Raw genomic sequence first — 20,942 nt, forward strand, 5'->3', positions numbered from 1 at the left:
AATGAACCTGAAGTCCATCACCGTGGCCGCCCTGGCCACCCTGACCCTGTCGCCGGCCGTCGCCTTCGCCGATCCGGAGCAGTTCCCGCTGCAGATCAACGTCACGGCCACCGTGCCGTCGCCGACCGGCCTGCAGATTTCCCCCGTGGGTGACTGGGCCGGCGAAACCCAGGACCTGCCGTGGAACATGACCACGCAGCGTCTGGAGCCGGTGCAGAAGCAGATCGACATGAAGAGCGGCCTGGGCGCGATCACTGCGCACCTTGCCTACGACGCCAAGCTGGCGGCAGACGCCGGTGAAATGCCGATGACGGTTTCCGTGGCCGGCAAGACCCTGGACGTGGGCCCGGCCGCCGCCGTTGAAGTCGCGACTGAAGTCGAGGCTGCGGCTGGCAAGCGTGCCCTCGTGTCCATCGCAGCGGCGCCGGCCGGCGGCGACTACCTGCAGGGCAACTACAGCGGCACCGTTTCGATGATGTTCGAAAGCCGTTCGCCGTAAGCACAGTCCTGTGCAGACCGGGCGCGCCCGCTCCCCCCGGGAGAGCGAGTGCGCGCCTCATTCTGACTCAACAAGAAGCCATCATGTCTCCGCGCACCCTCCCTCTCGCCATTACCCTCGCGCTGTTCTGCACCGCGCCTGCCGTGCTGGCTGCCGAGGGCGCGCTGGACACACTGAATCTGCTGGAGCAGTCCGATGCCCTGCCGGATGACTTCCGCGATCACTTCTTCGATGTGCCGCTGGTGGTCCGGGTAGAGCGGGACGGCGAGTACCTGGGTGACGCGCGCGCCGTGCTTACCCGCGACAACGCGGTGTCGTTGCTGGAGTTCACCGACGCGCACGGCAGCACCCAGCCCGAGAGCGAGCGCGAGCGTTGGCTGGCCGTGCTGGGCTCCCCTCATGCCCTCGGCCCGTGCACGAGGCCGTGCCGCGATGGGCTCGCCGGCCTGCACTACAGCCTCGAGAGCTCCCTGCTTTCAATCGCCTCCGAGGCGGCCGGCCAGGCGTTGGCGGTGCAGCGCCACCTGTCGCTGCCCGATTCCGGCAGCAGCGGCCTGATCCTGCGCCACCAGTTGAATGCCTACGGCGGAGAGGGCCAGCGGGCTGCCGGTCGCTACGCGCTCGCCGCACAGGGCAGCGTCGGCAACTGGACACTGGACGCCAGCTACCAGGCGGACCGCAGCGGCGAGGATGATCGTCGCGTCCGCCATGTCCTGCAGTCACTGCACGCGCAGCGTGAGTTCAAGGACCATTTCCTGCGTGCAGGATGGTTCCTCCCGAATTTCGACGGCGTTACGCGGCAGCCCCGTGGCGCAGGACGCACCCGTTTCACCACCTTCGGGGTGATGGCCGGTTCGTCCGATACGCTGCTGGTGGACAGTCGTTCGCCCAGCCTGTACCCGGTATACGTGACTGCCAACCGCGAGGGCAGCGTCGAGGTCTACCGTGACGGTAGCCTGATCCTGACCCAGGCGGTCCGTCCGGGGCTTCAGCAGGTGGAGACGCGACGTCTGCCTGGCGGCATCTATGAAGTGGAACTGCGTGTGATCGAGGACGGACGCGAGACGTCACGGACAACGTCCATCATCCACAAACCCACCCAGTGGCGCGATCCCAGCCGGCGTTGGCGCTACAGTGCCTTTGCCGGCGTGCAGGACAGCCTGCTGGACAGCTTCGATGATCCCGGCGCGGGCCGGCCTGCCGTGGGCGGCGTGGTCAACTATCTTGCGCATCCACGTGCGGTGCTTGGCGTTGCTGTGCAATCCATCGGGGACGAGCGCTCGCTTGCCGGTTCAGTCGACTGGCAGGTCAACGACTGGGCCAATGTCTACACGAATGCCTATACCTCCAACCGGACCGGCAAGGGCGTGGACCTGCAGGGCCTGCTGCGCTACCGCAATGGCAGCGTGGTCGCCTCGCATACGCGGAGCTGGCAGGCGCAGGGCGATCTCATCGAGCCTCCGCCGTTTCCCGGGTACACCAGCGCGCCCGTGCGCGAGGGCTGGTTGCGCACCTCCGCAGTCGGGGTCAATCACGGGTTCGGCCGGCATGGCCAGCTCTCGGCCCGGATCTCACACAGCCAGGGCATCAGCCGCGGCACCGGCTTCGACCTTTCATTCAGCCGTCGGCAGACGCTGTTCGGCAGTGACGCCAACTGGCGGGCCTCGGTCTTCGATCGCCCCGGCAGCATCAGCTCGGGCCTGCGACGCAATCGTGGCGTGGAGTTCACCTTGAACATCGCGCTCGGCCAGGATGGGCGCCGCTACAGTGGCAGCCTTGGCTCACGGACCGGGGCCCGGGGTGGCCGTGACGTCTACGCCAGCGCAGGCGTACAACAGCGCTTCGCAGACAGCATCGTGCACAGTGTCGCCGGGCAGGTCACCGTGGACAGCACCGGCATCGGCCTGGGCGGCAACGCCCACTTCGAGTCGGCTGCACTGCGCGGGGATCTCCATCTGCAGCGCTCTTCGCTGGACGGTGGTGTGAGCGGGGGCGTCAATCTGGAAAGTACGCTTGCCGTGGGCGGAGGCACCCTGGCGATCGCAGGCGACGGCCAGGCCAGCATGGTTGACACCGGCATGATCATCGATGTGCGTTCGGATCTGGCCGGCGCCACGATCCGTGCCCACGACAGCCGTGGCGGTTCCCATATCCTGCGCCCCGGCCGCAATCTGCTGCCGGTGTCCGCCTACAGGCCCGGGTCGATCCAGCTCGACTTCGATGATCACCATGCGCCTGCCGCCGCGATCCAGCCGTCGGTGCTGCCCTACCACCTCAACAAGGGTGGCATCGCCTACAACCAGGTGGATGTCGTCAGAACGATCACCGTGCTGGGCCATCTGCAGGACTCGCAGGGGCGGCCGTTGGCCGGTGCGCACGTGATCAATCATGCCGGGCGCAGTGTCGCCGAGGCCGATGGCTTCTTCGCCTTGGAGATGAGCAGCCGGATGCCGACGCTGGTGGTGCGTCATCCGGACATCAGCTCGTGCAGTTTCGAGCTGGATGGCCGCACAACCCGCCCGCGTGGGGAGATGTGGATGGCCGGCATCCTCAGATGTCCACCTTCGGCCTTGGCCGCACAGGCTGCGGCCGGCCATGCTGGAGAAGCGCCATGATGTTCCTTGCGCACTACCGCCTTCTTCGCCGGCTTGCCCTTGGCATGCTGATGCTGCTGCCCGCGCTGGCCGCGCAGGCGGCCGACGTGTACATCACGGCCGAGTTCAAGCCGGACCTGGCAAACCCCAACCAACGGGGATTCGTCAATACCACGCCGTGGAGCGGGGTCTGTGCCAATGCGCATATGGCGACCTGCATCGCCAACAACTGGTGGAGCATCGATACGACCGTCCGTGGCAGCAAGGAGGTGATCCGCAATGCGGACTACGGCCCGGACGGCTTCTATATCGCGATGCCGGCACCGCGCATCGTGACCGTCACGTCCGAGGATGGCGCCAGCAGCTTCGACCTCACCCTGCGGGTGATCGGCGCGGCGATGCGGTTCACCGACGAGGACAGGGACGGGGCGTCGAGCGGGTTCTACTCCAGCGGCGGACCGAACAACTGCTCGTATGGGGTGACAGGATCAAGTGCCTACACTGTCATGCGCATGCTCCTGCGCAGCGACGGCGGACAGGGCGCCGTCGCCTGCGGCCTGCACTGGGTGAACACCAACAACTATGCCATTCCAGCACTGGATTTCGTCTATGCGCTGGAAACCCCGGCGCCGCTGGAGATGCGCAGTGGCATCTACACCGGTTCGACCCGATTCTCGTTCGGGGGAACCGGGCAGGGCAGTGACTTCGACCTCGGGCACCGGGTATCCCTGTCCGACAGCCTGGTGAACGTGCATTTCCGCCTGGAGGTGCGCCATGCGTTCCGGTTGGATGTGGCCCCCGGCATGGATCACGCGGTGCTGGCGCCCAGAGGCGGGTGGAGCCAGTGGACCGACCATGGCATCGCACCGGCGCGGCTGCAGCAGGAAGTTCCGTTCCACATCAGCAGTTCCGGCCAGTTCAGTGTCTCGATGCAGTGCGAGCACCTGCAGGCAGACGGGCGCTGCGGGATCCGCAATACGAGCGTTGATGCCGATGACGTTCCGTTGGATGTCAGCCTGACATTGCCAGGTTTTCGTGATCGCGCGAGCGGCCGCCAGGTGGTGGATCTGCCGCTGCGGGTGAACCAGCCTCCGCCTGTATTCACCGCCGATGCCGTCATCATCGGGCGTTCGTCGACGCTTCGGTTCGCCGTGAACGGCGAGCCGGTACGCAAGATGCTGGATCACCCGGGCACCACGTATCAGGGCAGCGTCACCGTGGTGTTCGACGCAGATCCATAGCGCTGCGACGTGTGGTGTCTGGCATGATCGGCAGAGCATTCGGACGAGTGCTCTCCATCCGGTCCTTCCTGGGAACCTCTGATGCCTGACAATTTCGCCCCCCTGCGCGTACTCGCTTTCGCCGGCAGCCTGCGCCGGAACAGTCACAACCGGCACCTGATCGACGCTGCAACAGGCTCGGCGCCGGCCGGCCTGTCGCTGACCGTCCATGACAGCATCGCTGACATTCCGCTGTTCAACGAGGACCTGGAAGCAGACGCTGCGGGTGGTCCGGACGGCGTGATGCGCCTGCGTGCTGCGGTTGCTGCGGCCGACGGCGTGCTGATCGCCACGCCCGAATACAACCAGTCCCTGCCGGGCGTGTTGAAGAACACCCTGGACTGGCTGTCGCGCAACGATGCCGCGCTGGGTGAGGTGCTGTCCGGCAAGCCGGTCGCCATCATGGGCGCCACCCCGGGGCGGTGGGGCACACGGCTGGCGCAATCGCAGCTGCGCCACGCGCTGGCCGCGATGGGGGCACTCGTCATGACCTCGCCGCAGCTGTACATTGCCGAGGCGGCATCGGCACTCGACACCGCAACGAATGACTTCGATGACGCCACCCGCAAGCGGTTGCACCGCTTCCTGGAGGGGTTCCAGAGCTGGATTCACCAGTTGCGCGGGGAGCGCACGCCATGAACCACACTCGCATGAAACCGATTGGATGCCTTGCCCTTGCACTGGCCGCGATGCTGACCGGCAATGCCTGGGCCGAGTCAGACGAGAGCACCAAGCGCCCGTCGGCCGAGCAGTTGCAGCGGCTGATTGTCGACCGCTCGCCGCAGACTCGCGTCGAACGTCCTGACAGCGAGCGGATCACAGCCCGCCGCATCGACATCGTGGATGACAAGGGCGTGATCCGCATGACGCTGTCGGGGCAGACGCCGGCACCGATCATCGATGGCATCCAGTACAAGCGCGCGTTCAACGTCGCGGGCATGGTGCTGTACGACGACAAGGGCAGTGAACGCGGCGGATTCGGCACCGCTGACATCGAGGGCGGGATGGCCGTGCTGGCGCTGGATCATCCGGCCATGGATGCGATCGGCTGGCGGGTATCGCCCGATGGCGAGGTCCGGTTCTCGATCAACCAGGCGCCGCCGCCGATCCGCGATGCCGCACTGGGCAACAAGCTGGTACCGGGGGTGCAGGTTCCGACGCGTATCCAGATGGTGGTGGGCGCCGACGGCACGCCGGCCATCGCCTTGAATGACAAGCAGGACCGGACCCGCCTGCGCCTGACCGTCACTGCCGAAGGCCATGGTGCCATCGAGTTCCTCGATGCACAGGGCAGGGTGGTGCATACGCTGGCCCCGGAAGCCGGTGCGCAGTAGACGCCGGACGCGGCGGTCGATGGCATCGGTCATCTGCAGATGGATCGCCGGTGGGCTGGCAATAGCCTCGCTGGCGACAGCCGCACAGGCGGAGACTCGGGCGCGCGCGCCCATCGTGCGAACCGATGATGTGACACGCTTCTTCGCGGTGATGGACGCCAGCGGTGGCAGGCCGGATGCATTGTTGCTGCAGCGCCGCTATCTGGAGCCGGGCAGCGATGCGCTGCATCAGTTCAGCGAACTGCGTATCGGCTCGATGCAGCGGCTTGCCGATGCAATCCAGCAGAAGCCGGCGCTGTATGTGAAGGCGCGCACGTGTGCTGCGGCACTGCCGGGCATCCGCAGCGGAGTGACCCGTGCGCTGCGGAATCTCGGCGATATCGTGCCGTCGGCCCGTTTTCCTCCGGTCACCCTCCTCGTCGGACGGGGCACCACCGGTGGCGTGACCACGCCGGACGGCGTGGTGATCGGCCTGGAGACACTCTGCAACGCGGACTGGATGCAGGCCGATGTGACGGAACGCTTCGTGCACCTGATTGCGCACGAGTATGTACACGTGCAACAGCACGGTGCCGCGGTTGAAGTGCCGGCGCCTACGCTGCTGTACCAGACGCTGCTGGAGGGCGGTGCAGAGTATGTGGGTGAACTGATCTCCGGGCAGCCCGCCAACAGCCATCTGCAGCGCTGGACCGCAGGGCGCGAATGCGCCCTGGAACGGGAATTCGTCGCGCAGCGCGACAGCACCGACCTGTCGCGGTGGCTGTACAACGGCCCTGGCGACGACACCCGCCGCGGCGATCTGGGTTACTGGATCGGGCAGCGCATCGCGCGGGCGTACGTCAACCGCGCCGACGACAGGCAGAAGGCCATCGCCGAGCTGCTGGATGTAAGGCCCGAAACCGCAGAGGCGCTGTTCAGCGCCAGTGGTTGGACGCCGGCGTGCGTTCCCGGCAGTACCGCGGCGCGGTAGGCACGTCGTGCTGAAGCCATGACTTCAGGCACTGCAGGCGGTCTGCCTCCATCGCCACTCTGACCGCATGTCCCAGGAAGGAGCATTGCCTTGTCTGCCATCCGACACGTGGCGTCCGTATTGCTGGCGTTCGCGCTGTACTGTCCTTTCGCCGAGGCCAGGCAGTCGCCTGCCGAGGTGCTGGCGGATATCGAGCGTAACGGGCGTGCTGCCCATTCCGACGCTCTGCTGATCCAGAAGGACGGTGTTCCACTGCTGGATGTGGCCTCGACCAGCGAGCCGATTCACCTCATGTCGGCCACCAAGTCGATCATGGCGCTGGCGATCGGCCTGCTGCTCGATGACGGGAAGCTTGCGTCGCTGGACGAACCGGTCAGTGCGATCTATCCGGAATGGCGCCAGGGCCAGAAGCGGGACATCACGGTAAGGATGTTGCTGGAGCATACCTCCGGCCTGCAGAACGTTCCCAACGCGGGGGTCGAGCTGGAATCTGCGCCGGATCTCGTGCAGCTCGCGCTCGCAGCGGAAATCACGTCCGTGCCCGGCAGCGCGTTCTCCTACAACAACAAGGCCACCAATCTTCTGCCGGGCATCATTGCCCGCCTGGCCGGCCAGCCCGTGGATGCCTATCTGGAGGCGCGCCTTTTCAGGCCCCTGGGGATCACGCGCTACGACTGGATGAAGGATGAAGCGGGCACGCCCTTGGGCATGGCCGGGCTCTCCCTGTCAGCCCGGGACCTGGCCGCCATTGGTCAGCTGATGCTCGATGGCGGCGTGGCCAAGGACGGAACGCGCCTGATGAGCGAACACGCGATCTCCTTGATGACCGTCGAGAGTACGCAGTCTGCGGACGTCGGATTACTGTGGTGGCGGCTGCCGGAATGGGCGCGATACACGCTGCGGAATGATGCGCAGCGCACGCTCCGGGAACGCGGCGTATCTGACCGGCTTCAGCAGGCGCTGCTGGCGGCGGAAGGCAGCACCTTTGCCAGCAAGTCGGCGCTGATGGCGCATCTCAGCCAGCAGCTGGGCGACGATTGGCAGCCGTTGTACGCCACCGAGATCACCGGCCGCGGGCTGAAGATTGCCGATCTTTTCCAATCCCAGCGTGGTCCGGTCAGCGCCTACGCCGCCAATGGATATCTTGGCCAGCACCTGGTTGTCGTACCGGAGCAGCGCATCGTCGCGGTCCGGCTGATCCAGCGCAGGGAAAGCCATGCCTTCCCGGTCGACGATTACGCCACGTTTCCAGCGGAGATCATTCGCTTGGCGAAGTCGATGCCTGCGTTGGCTGCGCCCGCCACGGGCATCGGCGGGGCGCAGGATGATGTTGCAGTGCACACAGAAATACGCGGCACAGCTAGTCCCATCCGGCTATAGGAGCCCAGCGCGGCTCGACGCACACTTCGTCCCGTTAAGGCCGAAGGGAGGGGCGTGAGATGAGTCTGTACATGGGGAGACTGCGCAGGCTGGCAGTGCTTGTGTTGCTGCTGAATCCCTTGCTTGCGGGTGCGGCGCCGGCGGCATCGTCGGTGCCTGCACCCGAGGTGGTTCCGCTGTGGCCGCAGGACCACTGGCAGCAACGCGCGCGTGGCCCGGAACGGATCGGGATCGAAGGCAGTGCGAAGGGCGCGGTCTCGGGCATCAGCGATGCGCGCATGGAAATCTATCGCCCGCTGAAGCCGAACGGCTCCGCGGTGGTGATCTTCGGCGGTGGCGGCTACTTCCGGATCCAGATCGGCAGCGCCGCCAAGCCGACGGCGCAGTGGCTGCAGTCGCTGGGGGTCACGGCTGCGGTTGTCTACTACCGGCTGCCTGCCGATGGATGGGCACCTGTCTCGCCCTTCCAGGATGGCCAGCGCGCCATGCGGCTGATGCGCGCACAGGCGCCCAGCCTGGGGGTCGATCCGGAGCGCATCGGCGCGTTGGGCTTTTCCGCTGGAGGCAACGTGGCCGGGATCGTCGCCACGCGCTTCGATGCCCCGTTGTATGCGCCGGTGGATGCGGCCGACCAGCTGTCGGCGCGACCGGATTTCCTCGGCATGATCTATCCGGTCGTTTCAATGCGTGCGCCGCTGGACCAGACCCGGTCGAAGCGGGAGCTGGCGAGCCAGGACGACGCCCAGCAGGCGTATTCGGTCGAAGAACACATCCGCAAGGACATGCCGCCGGTGTTCCTGGCCCAGGCCGTGGATGACCGCATCGTGGATGTCGGCCACAGCGTGGCGATGTACCAGGCCGCGCATGCAGCGGGTATTCCGGTGGAGCTGCATCTGTTCGAGGCCGGAGGCCACAGCTGGGGGCTGGGCCGGCCCGGCACATTGGTGGCGCAGTGGCCGCGGCTCTTCGCCAACTGGGCACGCAGCCACGGCTACCTCGGGCCAGCGCCTGCGCGGCTGCCCCCGAACGGTGGCCAGGCGATGCCGGCCGCTGCACCTCAGCCCCAGCCTGCGCTGGACGACGATGGCGCGGGCGACTGAGCCGCGCACCGTACTTCATTCGGGAGAACTCCATGAATTCACTGAAGCGTGCCGCGCTCGCCGCGGCTGCCGGCGGCGGCCTGTTGCTGGCGTCACCCTCCGTGCTGGCCGCGGCCAGCGATACCGAAGCCGGGTTGCGTGCACAGGTGCAGGAGCAGGCCAGACAGCTGCGCGAACAGGCAACCCTGCTGCAGCAGCTGAGCGCACGCCTGGCTGCGCTGGAAGGGGGAACGCAGGGCGCTGCCGCAGTGCCCGGCAGCGACGCCAACGTTGACGCGCAGGTAGCCGCCGCAATCGCCGACACCCGGCAGGACGACCTGGCCATTCTGCAGGCACAGGTGGCCCAGCTTGCCGCGACCGGTGGGGGAGGCGATGGCAATGTGCGCTGGCGCAAGGGTGGCCCCGAGCTGCGCAGCAGTGATGGCCGGTTCACTTTCCATCCCCGTGGTCGCGTGCTGGTGGATTTCAGCACCACCCACGGATCCGGATTCGACGCGCGCAACGTCACCGGCACCGATCTGGCCAGCGGCCGCCTGGGCGCAGAGGGACAGATGGGACCGCTGGGCTACAAGATCGATGCGGACTTTGCTGGCAACGAGGTATCACTGAAGGACACCTACCTGTCCTGGGACACGCGGATGGGAGGGCTGCCGACAGAGATCTACGTGGGCAACAAGCTCAAGGACCGTGGCCTCGACGGTGGCACCAGTGGAGTGAACACGCCTTTCATGCAGCGCAATGCCGTGGCCTCGGTGGGCGCCCAGCAGAGCGGGTACTACGGACTGGGCGTCACCACCAAGGTGATCGGCGATGGCTGGCATGCCAGCGTCGCGGTGACCGGCGATGATATCGGCAATGACAGCACGGCCAGCGACACGATTGCGTATCTGCTGCGCGCGCACTGGAACCCGCTGCGTGGCCAGGCCGGCTTCCTGCACCTGGGCGGCTGGTACTGGTACGAGGATCTCGGCCAGGACGTCGGCAGCATCAACAAGACCTCGCCGATCGCACTGGGCTGGAACGGCAACGTGCGCGTATCGGCCAGTTCCATCGCCAACGTCACCGACAACCGCGCCTGGGGCCTGGAACTGGGTGGGGTGTACGGCCCGGTGTGGGCCTTTGCCGAACACACCACACGCACCATCGAGTCGCGCACGGTCGACCCGGTCGACCAGCAGGCCACATCGGTCTACGCAGGTTGGCTGATCACCGGCGAGCGTCCCGGATTCAGCAGCCGATCCGGCGTCTGGGGCACCACGCGCGTACTTCGCCCCGTGCAGGAAGGCGGCATCGGCGCCTTCGAGCTGGCGGCCCGCTATGACCGCTACGACTTTCTCGATGCCGCCCGCGGCGGCGAGGGCGCGGCATGGACGCTCGGGCTGAACTGGTACCTCAACAACTGGTCCCGCCTGATGCTGAACTACGTTCACTGGAAGACCGACAACAAGGTGGGCAATGCCCAGGGGCCGGATTCCGGCAATACTGTCGGCGTACGGGCGCAGGTCTCGTTCTGAGCCCGGCCGGCGATCCGGGTGCGGCACCCGCGGAGCATCCCTTGACAGGTCACGGCGCCCCCACCACGCTGCGTGCCATGCATATCGATATCAAGGCGCTGAACGAGCGGCAGTTGAAGGCACTCATCGCGGCCGCCGAGCGGCGGCTGCAACTTCTCGCACAGCGACGTTCCGCGGCCGTCGTCAGGCGTGAGCTGGTCGCCGCCGCCGCAGAATGCGGCTATTCAATCGAGGAACTGTTCGCCGGCGCCAGCGCGGTGCCCGTGCCTGCGGGCAGCGCTTCCCACAGGCGCCGGAAGACGGGCAAGGTCGCACCCAAGTATCGCGACCCCGAGAACCGGCGGAATACCTGGACCGGTCGCGGGCGCATGCCGCGCTGGCTAGCGGACAAGACCCGGCACGGTCGCAGCGCGACCGATTTCCTGATTCCGGGCCTGGCCAGGCCGACGACGGGCAAGGATGTGGTCATCGGGCGCAGGAGTGTGTTCAAGCAGAAGTGATGGCGCCCCCTAGTAGCTCCCGAAACGGATCTGCACTGCACCGTCCACCACGTTCACGACGCCGATCTCCGCAGGGCCGAGCTCGACCACGGCGGGCCAGGAATGGCGGAAACCCAGCGGCCATGCGGGAGGCGTCACCGTGCGCCAGCTCGATCCGCTGTCCTCGCTCCAGCTGACTTCGTTCAGGCACGAGGTCACGAGCATCACCCCGCGCGTACTGGTCATGACGTGGGGGCCGCAGCGCTGGTCGGCGAGCGGCGTACCGAGGCCGGCCGGCCAGGTCCGCCCGTCCGTCGAGACCTTGTACGACACCGGGCATTGCGGGTCATCGCCGCAGGTCTCGAACACCATCAGGTAGCCACCGGCGGGGCGGCGTGCCATGACGGGCATGCCGGGCCGGAGCTGCCCACCGCCGGGCTGTTCGGCAATCGTCATCACAGGTCCCCAGGTGCGCCCGCCATCGTTGGACAGGCGCTGTGAAACGACCTGGTTGTAGGACGGATGCTCGTCGGCACGGGTTTCATCGGCATACACCACCGACAGCGTGCCGTCGTCCAGGCGCGTCAACACCGGCTCCCACACGCCGCGGTCCTTGCGCCCGTTCGGTGCCTCGTTGCCGGCGAGGGTGCTCAGGAAGGTCCAGTGTGCTCCAAGGTCGTCGCTGGCATAGAGATGCAGCCGGTAGGAGACGCCTTCGACCAGCGAACGCATCGCCAGCAGCACACGCCCCTCCGGCAGCACCAGCAGTTCGCCGTTGTCGATCATCCGGCCGGGCTCGGCCACGTCGGACCAGGGCGCCCAGCTGCGGGCCCGGTCACTGCTGATCGAGAGCTGCAGGGTGGTCGGCTGCCCTTCATTGAAGCGCGTGGTCACTGCCAGCCAGCGGCCATCCGGCAGCTGCGCCAATCGCCCCCAGCCCGCGTTGCGGGCGGCCACGGTGGCGGTGCCGGTCCATGTGATCTCCGCTGCGTGCAGCACAGAGGCGAACCCGCTCAGGGCCAGCAGGGCCAGGCAGCGCATACCACTGCACAGAACCAATGCGTGTCGGACAGTCAGGCGCATCGAGGTCACCAGTAGGTTGCGTAGAGGGCCACCAGGATCGCCAGCACCGCCAGCGAGGCGACGTTGAACGATGGGGCGGTGGCATAGCTCACATCGTCGGTGCGGATCCGGTCGCGATCGCCACTGGCGCGGGTGCCCAGCGCGACGCCTACGCCCAGCAACAGCGTGACCAGGAACACCACGCCCATGCGGTCCATGAAGGGCAGCGAGGGCCACAGCAGCTTCAGGGCCAGCGACAGTACGAAGGAGCCGACCGCCGCAGCCAGCGCACCGGCTTCGTTCGCACGCTTCCAGAACAGGCCCAGCAGGAAGATCACCACGATGCCGGGGGTGAAGAAGCCGGTGAACTCCTGGATGTACTGGAAGCCCTGGTCGAACCCGCCCAGCAGTGGGCGCGCGGTCAGCACCGCCACGATGATCGAGACGGACGCCGCGAACCGGCCAACACGCACCAGTCTGGCTTCCGAGGCATCGGGCGCGCGCTTGGCATAGAAGTCGAGCGTGAAGATGGTGGCGACGGAATTGATCTTCGATGCCAGCGACGCAACGATGGCGGCCACCAGCGCGGCGAACACCAGGCCCAGGATGCCGCTGGGAAGCAGCGCCAGCATCGTCGGGTAGGCCGCGTCCGGGCGTTCCAGGCCGGGGGCGAGCATGACCGCGGCGATGCCGGGCAGCACCACGATGGCCGGAATGAGCAGCTTCAGGAACGCAGCGAATACCACGCCCTTCTGCGCCTCACGCAGATCCTTGGCGGCCAGTGCGCGCTGGATGATGTACTGGTTGAAACCCCAGTAGCTGAGATTGGCGATCCACATGCCGCCCAGCAACACCGACAGCCCGGGCAGATCCTTGTAGAACGGGTTGTCCTTGCTGAGGATCATTTCAAAGCGTTCGGGATGCTGCTGCCACAGCTGCATGAAGCCGTCGGTGACGCTGCCGTTGCCGATCTGGCCCAGCGTGATGAAGGTGACCAGCAGTCCACCCAGAACCAGCAGCGAGACCTGCACGATGTCGGTAAGCGCGACCGCCTTCAGGCCGCCATACAGCTGATAGGCCAGTGCGAAGGCGCCCAGCAGCACCAGCGCCACGTCCTGGTTGAGGCCTGCCACGCCGGCAATGGCGATCGAACCCAGCCACAGGATCGAGGTGAGATTGACGAATACGTACAGGCCCAGCCAGAACACGGCCATCAGCGTGCGGATGCGGTTGCCGTAGCGCTCCTGCAGGAACTGCGGCATGGTGGTGATGCCGTTGCGCAGGAAGATCGGCAGGAACCATTTGCCGACGATCAGCAGCGTGATCGCCGCCATCCATTCATAGGATGCGATGGCCAGGCCGATGGCATAGCCCGAGCCGGACATGCCGATGATCTGTTCGGCCGAGATGTTGGCCGCGATGAGCGAGGCACCGATCGCCCACCACGGCAGGCTGCGGCTGGCCAGGAAGTAGTCCTGGGCCGACTTCTGCCGGCCGGCCTTCTCGCGGGAAACCCACTGCGCGAGGATGAAGATGCCAGCCAGATAGGCCAGCACGATGCTGATATCCAGGGTGGAAAGGCTCATGGAAGCTCCGCGATGGGTCCGCGCTGTGGGCACGGCGGCACGTCATTGGGGTTGCCGGCGAACCGGGGTTCGGGAACGCCGGCGATGCCGGCGTCGGTGGCGAACAGATGGCCGGCGAAGGGGTCGCGCGCGCGCGCCGTCGCGTCCAGGCCGTCGTGTGCGCTGGTGATGAACATCGTTCGCAGCATGCTGCCGCCAAAGACCGGGCGGGTGGGCTGCGCGACCGGGACGGAAAGCGTGCGGTCCTGCCGGCCATCGGGCCGGTAGCGCACCACGCGCGAACCGCCCCAGCGAGCATTCCAGAGTCCGCCTTCAGCATCGACCACACTGCCATCGGGCTCGCCATCCTCGGCGCGCAGATCGGCGAACACTGTTACCGCACCCGGGCTGTCGCCGTAATCGCAACGCAGGATCTGCTTCTGCAGCGAGTCGCAGAAGTACAACGTGCGGCCGTCCGGACTGAACGCTACGCTGTTGGCAATCGCCACGGTCGGTAGCGGAAGCGTCTCGAGCACGAGCTCGGCGGTGAGCCTGTAGAAAGGTGCGACGGCCTGCTTCGGACCGTTCGTGGGCTCATGCAGCATGCCGAACACGAAGCGGCCCTGGCGGTCACAGGCGCCATCATTGGCGCGCAGACGCGCCCCTGTGTCGGGCAGCACAAGCACGTCACGCAGCTCGCCGCGCGCCGGATGGAAGAATGCCAGCCGCGACGCCAACGCCAGCAGCAGCCAGCCTTCGGCTTCGCACAATGCCAGTGCGGCCAGCCGCTCCGGCATCGGCCAGCGGGTGAGCGCGCCGTCACCGGGGCGATAGCGCCACAGCTGCGCCTGCGCGATGTCGGTCCAGTACACCACCGATTCGCGATCACACCACAGCACGCCTTCGCCCAGGGTGTTTGCGGCCGGCACCGCGACAGTGGCGGACCCGCTCACACCCAGCCTCCGTCGATGATGAAGTCCTGGCCGGTACACATGCGGCTGTCATCGGCGGCCAGGAACAGGGCGGCGCGCGCCAGGTCATCCGCGCGCAGATAGCCCGGCAGGCATTGCGCACGACGCAGCTGTGCTTCGCCCTCCGCGTCCAGCCACAGCCGCTGCTGCTTCTCGGTGATCACCCAGCCCGGTACCAGCGCATTGATGCGGATGCGGTCCTGCCCCAGTTCCCGGGCCAGGCCGTTGACCAGGCCGTGGACCGCGGATTTGGCCACCGCGTACAGCGGATACCCGCTGTTCTTGATCATCCAGCCCGTCGAACCCAGGCAGATGATCGAACCGCCGCCGAGGGCGCGCATGTCCGGCACCAGCGCCTGGATGGCGAAGTACTGGTGGCGCAGGTTCACCGCCATGCTGCGTTCAAAGTCCGCGATGCCGGTGTCGGCCAGGGCATGACGGGCATCGTTGGCGGCATTGTTGACCAGCACCGAGAACGGTCCAGCCAGGATGCGCGCGTGGGCGATGGCGGACCGGAGTGCCTCGATATCGGTGATGTCGCAATGCAGATAGCGCGGGGCAGTCGCAATGTCGCCCAGGCTTTCCAGCAGTGCTTGGGCGCCGCTGTCGTCGATGTCGAGAAAGACGACCTTCGCACCCTGCCGCGCGAAGTGCTCGACGAAGGCGGCGCCGATGCCGGTGGCACCACCGGTGATCAGCACCGCGCGGTTCTCAAGGCTGGGATAACGTGCGTGATCGGTCATGGCGCTCACCATTCGGCCACGCTGCCATCGGCATGGCGCCAGATGGGGTTGCGCCAGCGGTGGCCTTCGGCGGCTCGCTCGTCAACGTAGGCCTGGTTGATCTCGATGCCCAGCCCCGGGCCGTCGGGAATCCTGACGAAGCCTTCCCTGTACTCGAAGGGCGCGCGGTCCACCAGGTAGTCCAGCAGATCGTTGCTGGCGTTGTAGTGGATGCCCAGGCTCTGTTCCTGGATGAAGGCGTTGTAGCAGACCGCATCCAGCTGCAGGTTGGCCGCCAGCGCGATCGGACCGAGCGGGCAGTGCAGAGCGATGGCGACGTCGTAGGCTTCGGCCATGGCCGCGATCTTGCGGGTTTCCGTGATGCCACCCGAGTGCGATGGATCCGGTTGCAGGATGTCCACGCCACCGGTCTGCAGTACGCGCTTGAAGTCGAAGCGGGAGTACAGGCGTTCGCCCAGCGCGATCGGCGCAGGCGAAAGGGCGGCCAGTTCCGGGATGGCTTCCAGGTGCTCGGAAAGCACCGGCTCTTCGATGAACATCAGCCCGAAGGGCGCCAGCTCGCGCATCAGCACCTTGGCCATCGGCTTGTGCACGCGGCCATGGAAGTCCACGGCCACTCCCACATCGCGGCCCACCGCATCGCGCACGGCCTGTACGTTCTCCAGTACCCGCGTGACCTTGTCATGGCTATCGACGAACTGCACTTCCTCGGTGGCGTTCATCTTCACCGCAGTGAAACCGCGTGCCACGGCGTCGCGGGCGGCACGGGCGGTGTCGGCCGGCCGATCGCCGCCGATCCATGAGTACACGCGGATGCGGTCGCGCACGGGGCCGCCCAGCAGGGCATGCACCGGCACGCCCAGTGCCTTGCCGTGGATGTCCCACAGCGCCTGGTCAATGCCCGCCAGTGCGCTCATCAGGATCGGACCGCCACGGTAGAAGCCGCCACGATAGAGCACGTTCCAGTGGTCTTCGATGTGCCGGGGGTCCTTGCCGACCAGATAGTCGGACAGCTCTTCCACGGCCGCCGCCACGGTGTGCGCGCGTCCTTCGACGATGGGCTCGCCCCAGCCGCAGATGCCGGCGTCCGTATCGATGCGGACGAACAGCCAGCGCGGGGGCACCAGGTAGGTCGTGATGGCAGTGATCTTCATGCGGGGGAGTCCGTGTTCGTTCTGTTCCAGGCGTCGATGAACGCACGCGCGCGGCGTGCGACGTCGTCCGCGGGGGTCTTGGGGGCATACAGGGCGGAGCCGATACCGAAGCCGGCGGCACCTGCCTGGCGGTAGGCGGCCATGCGCTCCGGGGTGATGCCGCCGACGGGCAGCAGCGGCGTGCCGGCGGGAAGCACGCTGGACCACGCCTTCAGCACCGGGGGGGGCAGTTGTTCGGCGGGAAACAGTTTCAGTGCATCCGCACCGGCCCGCAGGGCAGCGAAGGCTTCCGTAGGCGTCGCCACGCCGGGCGTGCAGACCATGCCGCTGGCGTGGGCGGCGGCGATGACCTCCACGTCCGCGTGCGGCATCACCACCAGCCGGCCACCGGCGTTGTTCACGTCCTGCACCTGCGCGGTGGACAGGACGGTGCCGGCACCGATCAGGCAGCGATCGCCGAGCTGCTTTGCGAGCAGTTCGATGCTCTGCAGCGGCTGCGGCGAGTTCAGCGGGACTTCCAGGATGTGGAAGCCGGCCTCGGCCAGCGCCGCGCCGATGGCGGGCGCTTCCTGCGGGGTGAGCCCGCGCAGGATGGCAACCAAGGGGAGGGGTTGCATCCAGGCGGTGCTCATGGTGTTTCCTTCAGCGTGGGGGTTTTCTGGACAGCCGCGCGCCCTTCAGATTGGCGCGGGAGTCGGCAATCATGTCCAGCATGGCGGCGCGCGCCGCGTCCGGCTGTTTCTGCCGGATGGCGTCGTACACGTCGAAGTGGCGCGGCAGCGAGTACTTGAAGTCCTGCGCGGTCTGCGCCGAGAGCAGGAAGAAGGTGCCCAGCGCCGCGTCGATGACCGAGAACAGGGATGCCAGCAGTTCGTTGTTGGTGGCTTCCAGCACGCTCTCGTGGAACATCAGGTCGGCCTTGGCCCACGCATCCTGGTCCGGTGCATCGGCCATGGCCTGGTACGCGCTCTTGATCCTGGCCAGCTGCGCGGGCGAACGCCGCTCGGCTGCGGAAGCCGCAGCCGCCGGTTCGATCACCTCGCGCATCTCCACCAGCTTTTCCACGAAGTCCTGGGTGGGCATCAGCGCGCAGCGCCACGCCAGGATGTCGCTGTCCAGCTGCTTCCAGTGACGCGGGTCGCGCACCCGCGAACCGGTTTTCTGCCGGGTTTCGATCAGCCCTTTGGAGCCCAGCACCTTCAGGCCCTCGCGCAGGGCGGAGCGGCTGACGGACAAGGTCTGTGACAGCAGCTCTTCCCTGGGCAGGAATTCGCCCGGCTGAAGTGCGCCGCTGATGATCCGCTGCCCGATCTCCTGGGCCACTTGGTCGTAGAGGTTGCGTACCTCGATCGGTTTCACAGGCATCCCTTTGGCTTGGTGCACCGCAGGCTGCGGTCACTCCTATTATCCGACAAAAGGACGGGTGCAGGGTGTGAGGCATGTGGGGGAGCGTCCTCATCAGAGCTTGAACCGGAAGCCCATGCCCAGGGTCTTGTCCTGGTAACGGATGTCGCGCGGCCGCGTGTTGCCGCTGCCCCAGTACTGGTGCAGGTTGTTGCCCAGCAGGTTGGTGGCCGAGAACACCACCGTGGCGCGCGGGGTCACGTCGTAGCTGATCGAGAAGTCCAGCGAGCTGGCCGGCTCGACCTGGTCCTCCGTTCCGGCGACCGTGGGCTGGGTGAAGAAATCGATGTACCGGCTGCGGTAGCCGTAGGCCAGGCGCGCACTCAGGCCGAAGTTCTCGTAGAACAGCACGGCGTTGTAGTTGTTCTTCGAGACGTTCTGCAGCGGCCGCGAGATCACGGGTCCGCCAAGGAACTCCGGAGACTTGGTATCGCCTTCGATGTAGGTGTAGTTGAACTGCGCACCCAGGCCGCTCCAGGCGCCGGGCAGGAAGTCGAAGGTCTGCTGGTAGGCCAGCTCGACACCCTGCAGATGGCCGCTGCCGGCGCTCTGCGGGGATGACAGCTCGTAGTCCTCTCCGGCGATGACCACATTGGTGATGTAGTTCTGGATGTAGCCATCGATGTCACGATAGAACACGCCCGCACTGACGTAGCCCACCGGGGAGAAGTACCACTCCAGCGACATGTCGTAGTTGGTCGACTTGATCGGGCTCAGGTCGGGGTTGCCACTGCTGGCCACGCCCGCCCGGTTGACGGTGCCGGGGTTCAGCGAGATCGACGGGTTCAAGGCACCGAAGTCCGGATAGCTCAGTGTCTTGGCCGCCAGCACGCGCAGCTGCCAGGCATCGTTGAAGTGCAGGTTCAGGCTCGCGTTGGGCAGGGCATTGGTGTCCTGCGTGCTGCGGGTGATGGCACTGTAGACACCCGTGCCCGCGTCGAACGAGAAGGCGTTGAGTTCACGCTTGATCTTCTCCGCACGCACGCCTACCAGGCCATCCACGCGCAGGCCGCCCAGATCGAAGTCGTACTTCGCCTGCAGGTAGCCGGCGCTCTTGCGTTCTTCGATATCGAAGAAGCGGCCGGGATTCTCCGCCGCCAGTCCGTCCGGCAGACCGTAGTAACGGCGCAGCGCGTCGGCGTTGTCGATCAGGTAGTCGTAGCAGGGCGTCAGGAACGACTGGCTCAGTGCGGAGTTGCCGCGCTTGCTGTAGAAGAAGCTGCTGGCCGGGAACAGCCCCACCACCTGGTTGGCCGGGTTGGGCGAGGCGGTGATGTTGCCCGTACCGGCACCGCCTGGCGGCGGCGTGCTAATTTCCACGCTGCCCTTGGCGCTGGCGGTACGGTCGGCATAGCGCAGGCCGAACTGGAGGTTGGCGATCGGGCCGTCGAGGAACTCGAACGTTCCGTCGCCGCGCCAGCTGTTTTCCTCGCCGCGCGACTCGCCCCAGGTCTGGAACAGGCCATTGAGGTAGAAGCGCGACGGATCCATGGCCGGGTTGCCGGCCAGGTGCCAGTTCTGGTGCTTGCCCGAGGTGCCGTCCCATACGGTGGTGATCGGCCCGGCCAGGAAGGTGTCGATGATGAAGTTCTCATCGCGGTAGTAGCCGGACGTACGGGCCACTTCGGTGGACAGCCGCAGCTGGTCGCCGCGCCACTTGAAGCCCAGCGCGTTCTGGATGTCCTGGCCGCGCTGCTTGTGCGCCTGGGTGCTGCTGGCGGCATAGCTGTCGCCGGTCCATGTACCTGCGGTGGCGTCGCAGATGGTCTGGCCGGAGAGCGGCCCGTCCAGGCGGTTGGCATAGCAGTTGTCGCCGACCTGCAGCCCCGTCGGCGGCACCACCCCGACCGGGAAACTGAACAGGAACGCCTGGTCATAGTCGTCTCGCACGAAATCATAGAGGCCCTCGACATAGACCTCGGTGCGTTCGCTGGGTTTCCACTGCAGGGCATAGTTGAACGCACTGCGCTTGCGGTCGCCATGGTTGTAGTTGGTGCCCCAGCCATTGGGGGCGGCGATCAGGTTGCCGTCATCGGTACGTGCCGGCGTGCCATCCGGATTCTCCAGCACCTTCGGGAAGTCACCCCACACCGCATCGTACGCATAGCGCTTGCCGACATAGCCGAAGTTGACCATGGCGCCGATTTCGCCGGCATCGGTGTCCCAGCGGTTGCTCAGCAGCAGGCTGGCGGAGGGATCGATGTCGCCACCGTACTTGCTGTGCGTACCGGTCACGGTGCCGGCGATCTCCGCACCGTCGAAATCCAGCGGGCGGCGCAGCTGGATGTCCACCAGGCCCGCGATGCCGCCCAGTGGCAGGCTCGCCTCGCTGCTCTTGTAGACGTTCAGGCTCTTGATGGCGGTGGCCGGCAGGTTCTGGAAGGCGTAGCCGCGGCCGGAGCTGCTGAAGATCTCACGGCCGTTGAGGGTGCTGATCACGTTCGGCAGGCCGCGGATCACCACCCCGGTGGTCTCGCCCTGGTTGCCTTGAGCCACCTGCACGCCGGTAACGCGCTGCAGGGCGTCGGCCACGCTGTTGTCGGGCAGCTTGCCGATGTCTTCGGCAACGATCGAATCAACGACCATCTCCGCCTCCTGCTTGATCGACTGGGCGGTCTGCAGGCTTTGGCGCAGCGCGGTCACGGTGACCGTGTCCAGGTTGACGGCCTCCTGCGGGCCGGCCTCCTGCGCCTGCACCAGAGAGGGCAGGGCGAGGGCCGAAAGGATGGCCAGGGAAAGCACGGTGCGGGAAGAACGAGCGGTCATGGCGGTATCTCCGGATTCCGGAAAGCAGTCGCGGTTGAGTGGCGCGCCCGGGGGCGCAGGGGGGGGGGCCGGGGGGGGGCATACCGGCAGCGGGGGGGGGCGCGGGGTGGGGCCCGCGGGGGGCACC

18 protein-coding genes are annotated in these 20,942 nt (G+C 66.7%); 10 read left to right on the top strand and 8 right to left on the bottom strand.

The window, feature by feature from the left end; translation table 11 throughout:
• The first annotated feature begins 1 nt into the window (after position 1).
• From ACVOMM_RS01890 to ACVOMM_RS01935, 10 genes are all read left to right on the top strand, one after another.
• Positions 2 to 499: a CS1 type fimbrial major subunit gene (locus ACVOMM_RS01890; protein WP_053515864.1), complete on the top strand. Its 498-nt coding sequence runs from the start codon at positions 2 to 4 to the stop codon at positions 497 to 499.
• 83 nt (positions 500 to 582) lie between these two features.
• The gene (locus ACVOMM_RS01895) at positions 583 to 3,114 is read left to right on the top strand and encodes a TcfC E-set like domain-containing protein (protein ID WP_481525819.1); all 2,532 of its coding nucleotides are present in this window, start codon (positions 583 to 585) and stop codon (positions 3,112 to 3,114) included.
• Positions 3,111 to 4,334, top strand: coding sequence for a hypothetical protein (locus ACVOMM_RS01900; protein ID WP_180875206.1), 1,224 nt, complete (start codon positions 3,111 to 3,113; stop codon positions 4,332 to 4,334). The genes ACVOMM_RS01895 and ACVOMM_RS01900 overlap by 4 nt, the downstream gene beginning before the upstream one ends.
• Positions 4,335 to 4,415: 81 nt before the next feature.
• A complete protein-coding gene (locus ACVOMM_RS01905) occupies positions 4,416 to 5,012 on the top strand; it encodes an NADPH-dependent FMN reductase (RefSeq protein WP_180875205.1) in 597 nt (198 codons plus the stop codon).
• Positions 5,013 to 5,023: 11 nt separating this feature from the next.
• Positions 5,024 to 5,707: a hypothetical protein gene (locus ACVOMM_RS01910; protein WP_053515858.1), complete on the top strand. Its 684-nt coding sequence runs from the start codon at positions 5,024 to 5,026 to the stop codon at positions 5,705 to 5,707.
• 19 nt (positions 5,708 to 5,726) lie between these two features.
• Complete coding sequence (locus ACVOMM_RS01915) at positions 5,727 to 6,677, top strand: DUF2268 domain-containing putative Zn-dependent protease (protein ID WP_180875204.1); 951 nt, start codon at positions 5,727 to 5,729, stop codon at positions 6,675 to 6,677.
• A 90-nt stretch (positions 6,678 to 6,767) separates the two neighbouring features.
• Positions 6,768 to 8,057 (top strand): serine hydrolase domain-containing protein, encoded by a 1,290-nt coding sequence (locus tag ACVOMM_RS01920; RefSeq protein WP_481525820.1) that lies wholly within the window; start codon positions 6,768 to 6,770, stop codon positions 8,055 to 8,057.
• 59 nt (positions 8,058 to 8,116) lie between these two features.
• Positions 8,117 to 9,157, top strand: coding sequence for an alpha/beta hydrolase (locus ACVOMM_RS01925; protein ID WP_481525821.1), 1,041 nt, complete (start codon positions 8,117 to 8,119; stop codon positions 9,155 to 9,157).
• A 32-nt stretch (positions 9,158 to 9,189) separates the two neighbouring features.
• On the top strand, positions 9,190 to 10,671 hold the full coding sequence (locus tag ACVOMM_RS01930) for an OprO/OprP family phosphate-selective porin (RefSeq protein ID WP_481525822.1): 1,482 nt from the start codon (positions 9,190 to 9,192) through the stop codon (positions 10,669 to 10,671).
• Positions 10,672 to 10,748: 77 nt separating this feature from the next.
• A complete protein-coding gene (locus ACVOMM_RS01935) occupies positions 10,749 to 11,171 on the top strand; it encodes an H-NS histone family protein (RefSeq protein WP_065182287.1) in 423 nt (140 codons plus the stop codon).
• A 9-nt stretch (positions 11,172 to 11,180) separates the two neighbouring features.
• Here ACVOMM_RS01935 and ACVOMM_RS01940 read toward each other — a convergent pair whose 3' ends face one another.
• The 8 genes from ACVOMM_RS01940 to ACVOMM_RS01975 all read right to left on the bottom strand — a co-directional run bounded on the left by ACVOMM_RS01940 (position 11,181) and on the right by ACVOMM_RS01975 (position 20,815).
• Positions 11,181 to 12,233: a sialidase family protein gene (locus ACVOMM_RS01940; RefSeq protein ID WP_180875197.1), complete on the bottom strand. Its 1,053-nt coding sequence runs from the start codon at positions 12,231 to 12,233 to the stop codon at positions 11,181 to 11,183.
• Positions 12,234 to 12,238: 5 nt separating this feature from the next.
• Complete coding sequence (locus ACVOMM_RS01945) at positions 12,239 to 13,798, bottom strand: sodium/sugar symporter (protein ID WP_111186935.1); 1,560 nt, start codon at positions 13,796 to 13,798, stop codon at positions 12,239 to 12,241.
• Positions 13,795 to 14,730, bottom strand: a complete 936-nt coding sequence (locus tag ACVOMM_RS01950) for an SMP-30/gluconolactonase/LRE family protein (protein ID WP_481525823.1) — start codon at positions 14,728 to 14,730, stop codon at positions 13,795 to 13,797. The genes ACVOMM_RS01945 and ACVOMM_RS01950 overlap by 4 nt, the downstream gene beginning before the upstream one ends.
• Positions 14,727 to 15,491: an SDR family NAD(P)-dependent oxidoreductase gene (locus ACVOMM_RS01955; protein ID WP_481525824.1), complete on the bottom strand. Its 765-nt coding sequence runs from the start codon at positions 15,489 to 15,491 to the stop codon at positions 14,727 to 14,729. Before ACVOMM_RS01955 ends, ACVOMM_RS01950 begins: the two co-directional genes overlap by 4 nt.
• Positions 15,492 to 15,496: 5 nt before the next feature.
• Entirely contained in the window at positions 15,497 to 16,645 is a 1,149-nt protein-coding gene (gene dgoD, locus ACVOMM_RS01960) for a galactonate dehydratase (RefSeq protein ID WP_065182278.1), read from the bottom strand.
• Entirely contained in the window at positions 16,642 to 17,277 is a 636-nt protein-coding gene (locus tag ACVOMM_RS01965) for a 2-dehydro-3-deoxy-6-phosphogalactonate aldolase (protein ID WP_065182277.1), read from the bottom strand. Before ACVOMM_RS01965 ends, dgoD begins: the two co-directional genes overlap by 4 nt.
• Positions 17,278 to 17,287: 10 nt before the next feature.
• A complete protein-coding gene (locus ACVOMM_RS01970) occupies positions 17,288 to 18,004 on the bottom strand; it encodes a FadR/GntR family transcriptional regulator (protein WP_229765774.1) in 717 nt (238 codons plus the stop codon).
• A 99-nt stretch (positions 18,005 to 18,103) separates the two neighbouring features.
• Positions 18,104 to 20,815, bottom strand: coding sequence for a TonB-dependent receptor (locus ACVOMM_RS01975; protein WP_481525825.1), 2,712 nt, complete (start codon positions 20,813 to 20,815; stop codon positions 18,104 to 18,106).
• Between the last annotated feature and the right edge of the window lie 127 nt (positions 20,816 to 20,942).

The organism is Stenotrophomonas sp. STEN009 (genome assembly GCF_056760395.1).

Bases quoted from the DNA above. Each gene is read 5' to 3' on its own strand.
- ACVOMM_RS01890 (WP_053515864.1), top strand. From the start codon at position 2: ATGAACCTGAAGTCCATCACCGTGGCCGCCCTGGCCACCCTGACCCTG.
- ACVOMM_RS01895 (WP_481525819.1), top strand. From the start codon at position 583: ATGTCTCCGCGCACCCTCCCTCTCGCCATTACCCTCGCGCTGTTCTGC.
- ACVOMM_RS01900 (WP_180875206.1), top strand. From the start codon at position 3,111: ATGATGTTCCTTGCGCACTACCGCCTTCTTCGCCGGCTTGCCCTTGGC.
- ACVOMM_RS01905 (WP_180875205.1), top strand. From the start codon at position 4,416: ATGCCTGACAATTTCGCCCCCCTGCGCGTACTCGCTTTCGCCGGCAGC.
- ACVOMM_RS01910 (WP_053515858.1), top strand. From the start codon at position 5,024: ATGAAACCGATTGGATGCCTTGCCCTTGCACTGGCCGCGATGCTGACC.
- ACVOMM_RS01915 (WP_180875204.1), top strand. From the start codon at position 5,727: ATGGCATCGGTCATCTGCAGATGGATCGCCGGTGGGCTGGCAATAGCC.
- ACVOMM_RS01925 (WP_481525821.1), top strand. From the start codon at position 8,117: ATGAGTCTGTACATGGGGAGACTGCGCAGGCTGGCAGTGCTTGTGTTG.
- ACVOMM_RS01930 (WP_481525822.1), top strand. From the start codon at position 9,190: ATGAATTCACTGAAGCGTGCCGCGCTCGCCGCGGCTGCCGGCGGCGGC.
- ACVOMM_RS01935 (WP_065182287.1), top strand. From the start codon at position 10,749: ATGCATATCGATATCAAGGCGCTGAACGAGCGGCAGTTGAAGGCACTC.
- ACVOMM_RS01940 (WP_180875197.1), bottom strand. From the start codon at position 12,233: ATGCGCCTGACTGTCCGACACGCATTGGTTCTGTGCAGTGGTATGCGC.
- ACVOMM_RS01945 (WP_111186935.1), bottom strand. From the start codon at position 13,798: ATGAGCCTTTCCACCCTGGATATCAGCATCGTGCTGGCCTATCTGGCT.
- ACVOMM_RS01955 (WP_481525824.1), bottom strand. From the start codon at position 15,491: ATGACCGATCACGCACGTTATCCCAGCCTTGAGAACCGCGCGGTGCTG.
- dgoD (WP_065182278.1), bottom strand. From the start codon at position 16,645: ATGAAGATCACTGCCATCACGACCTACCTGGTGCCCCCGCGCTGGCTG.
- ACVOMM_RS01965 (WP_065182277.1), bottom strand. From the start codon at position 17,277: ATGAGCACCGCCTGGATGCAACCCCTCCCCTTGGTTGCCATCCTGCGC.
- ACVOMM_RS01975 (WP_481525825.1), bottom strand. From the start codon at position 20,815: ATGACCGCTCGTTCTTCCCGCACCGTGCTTTCCCTGGCCATCCTTTCG.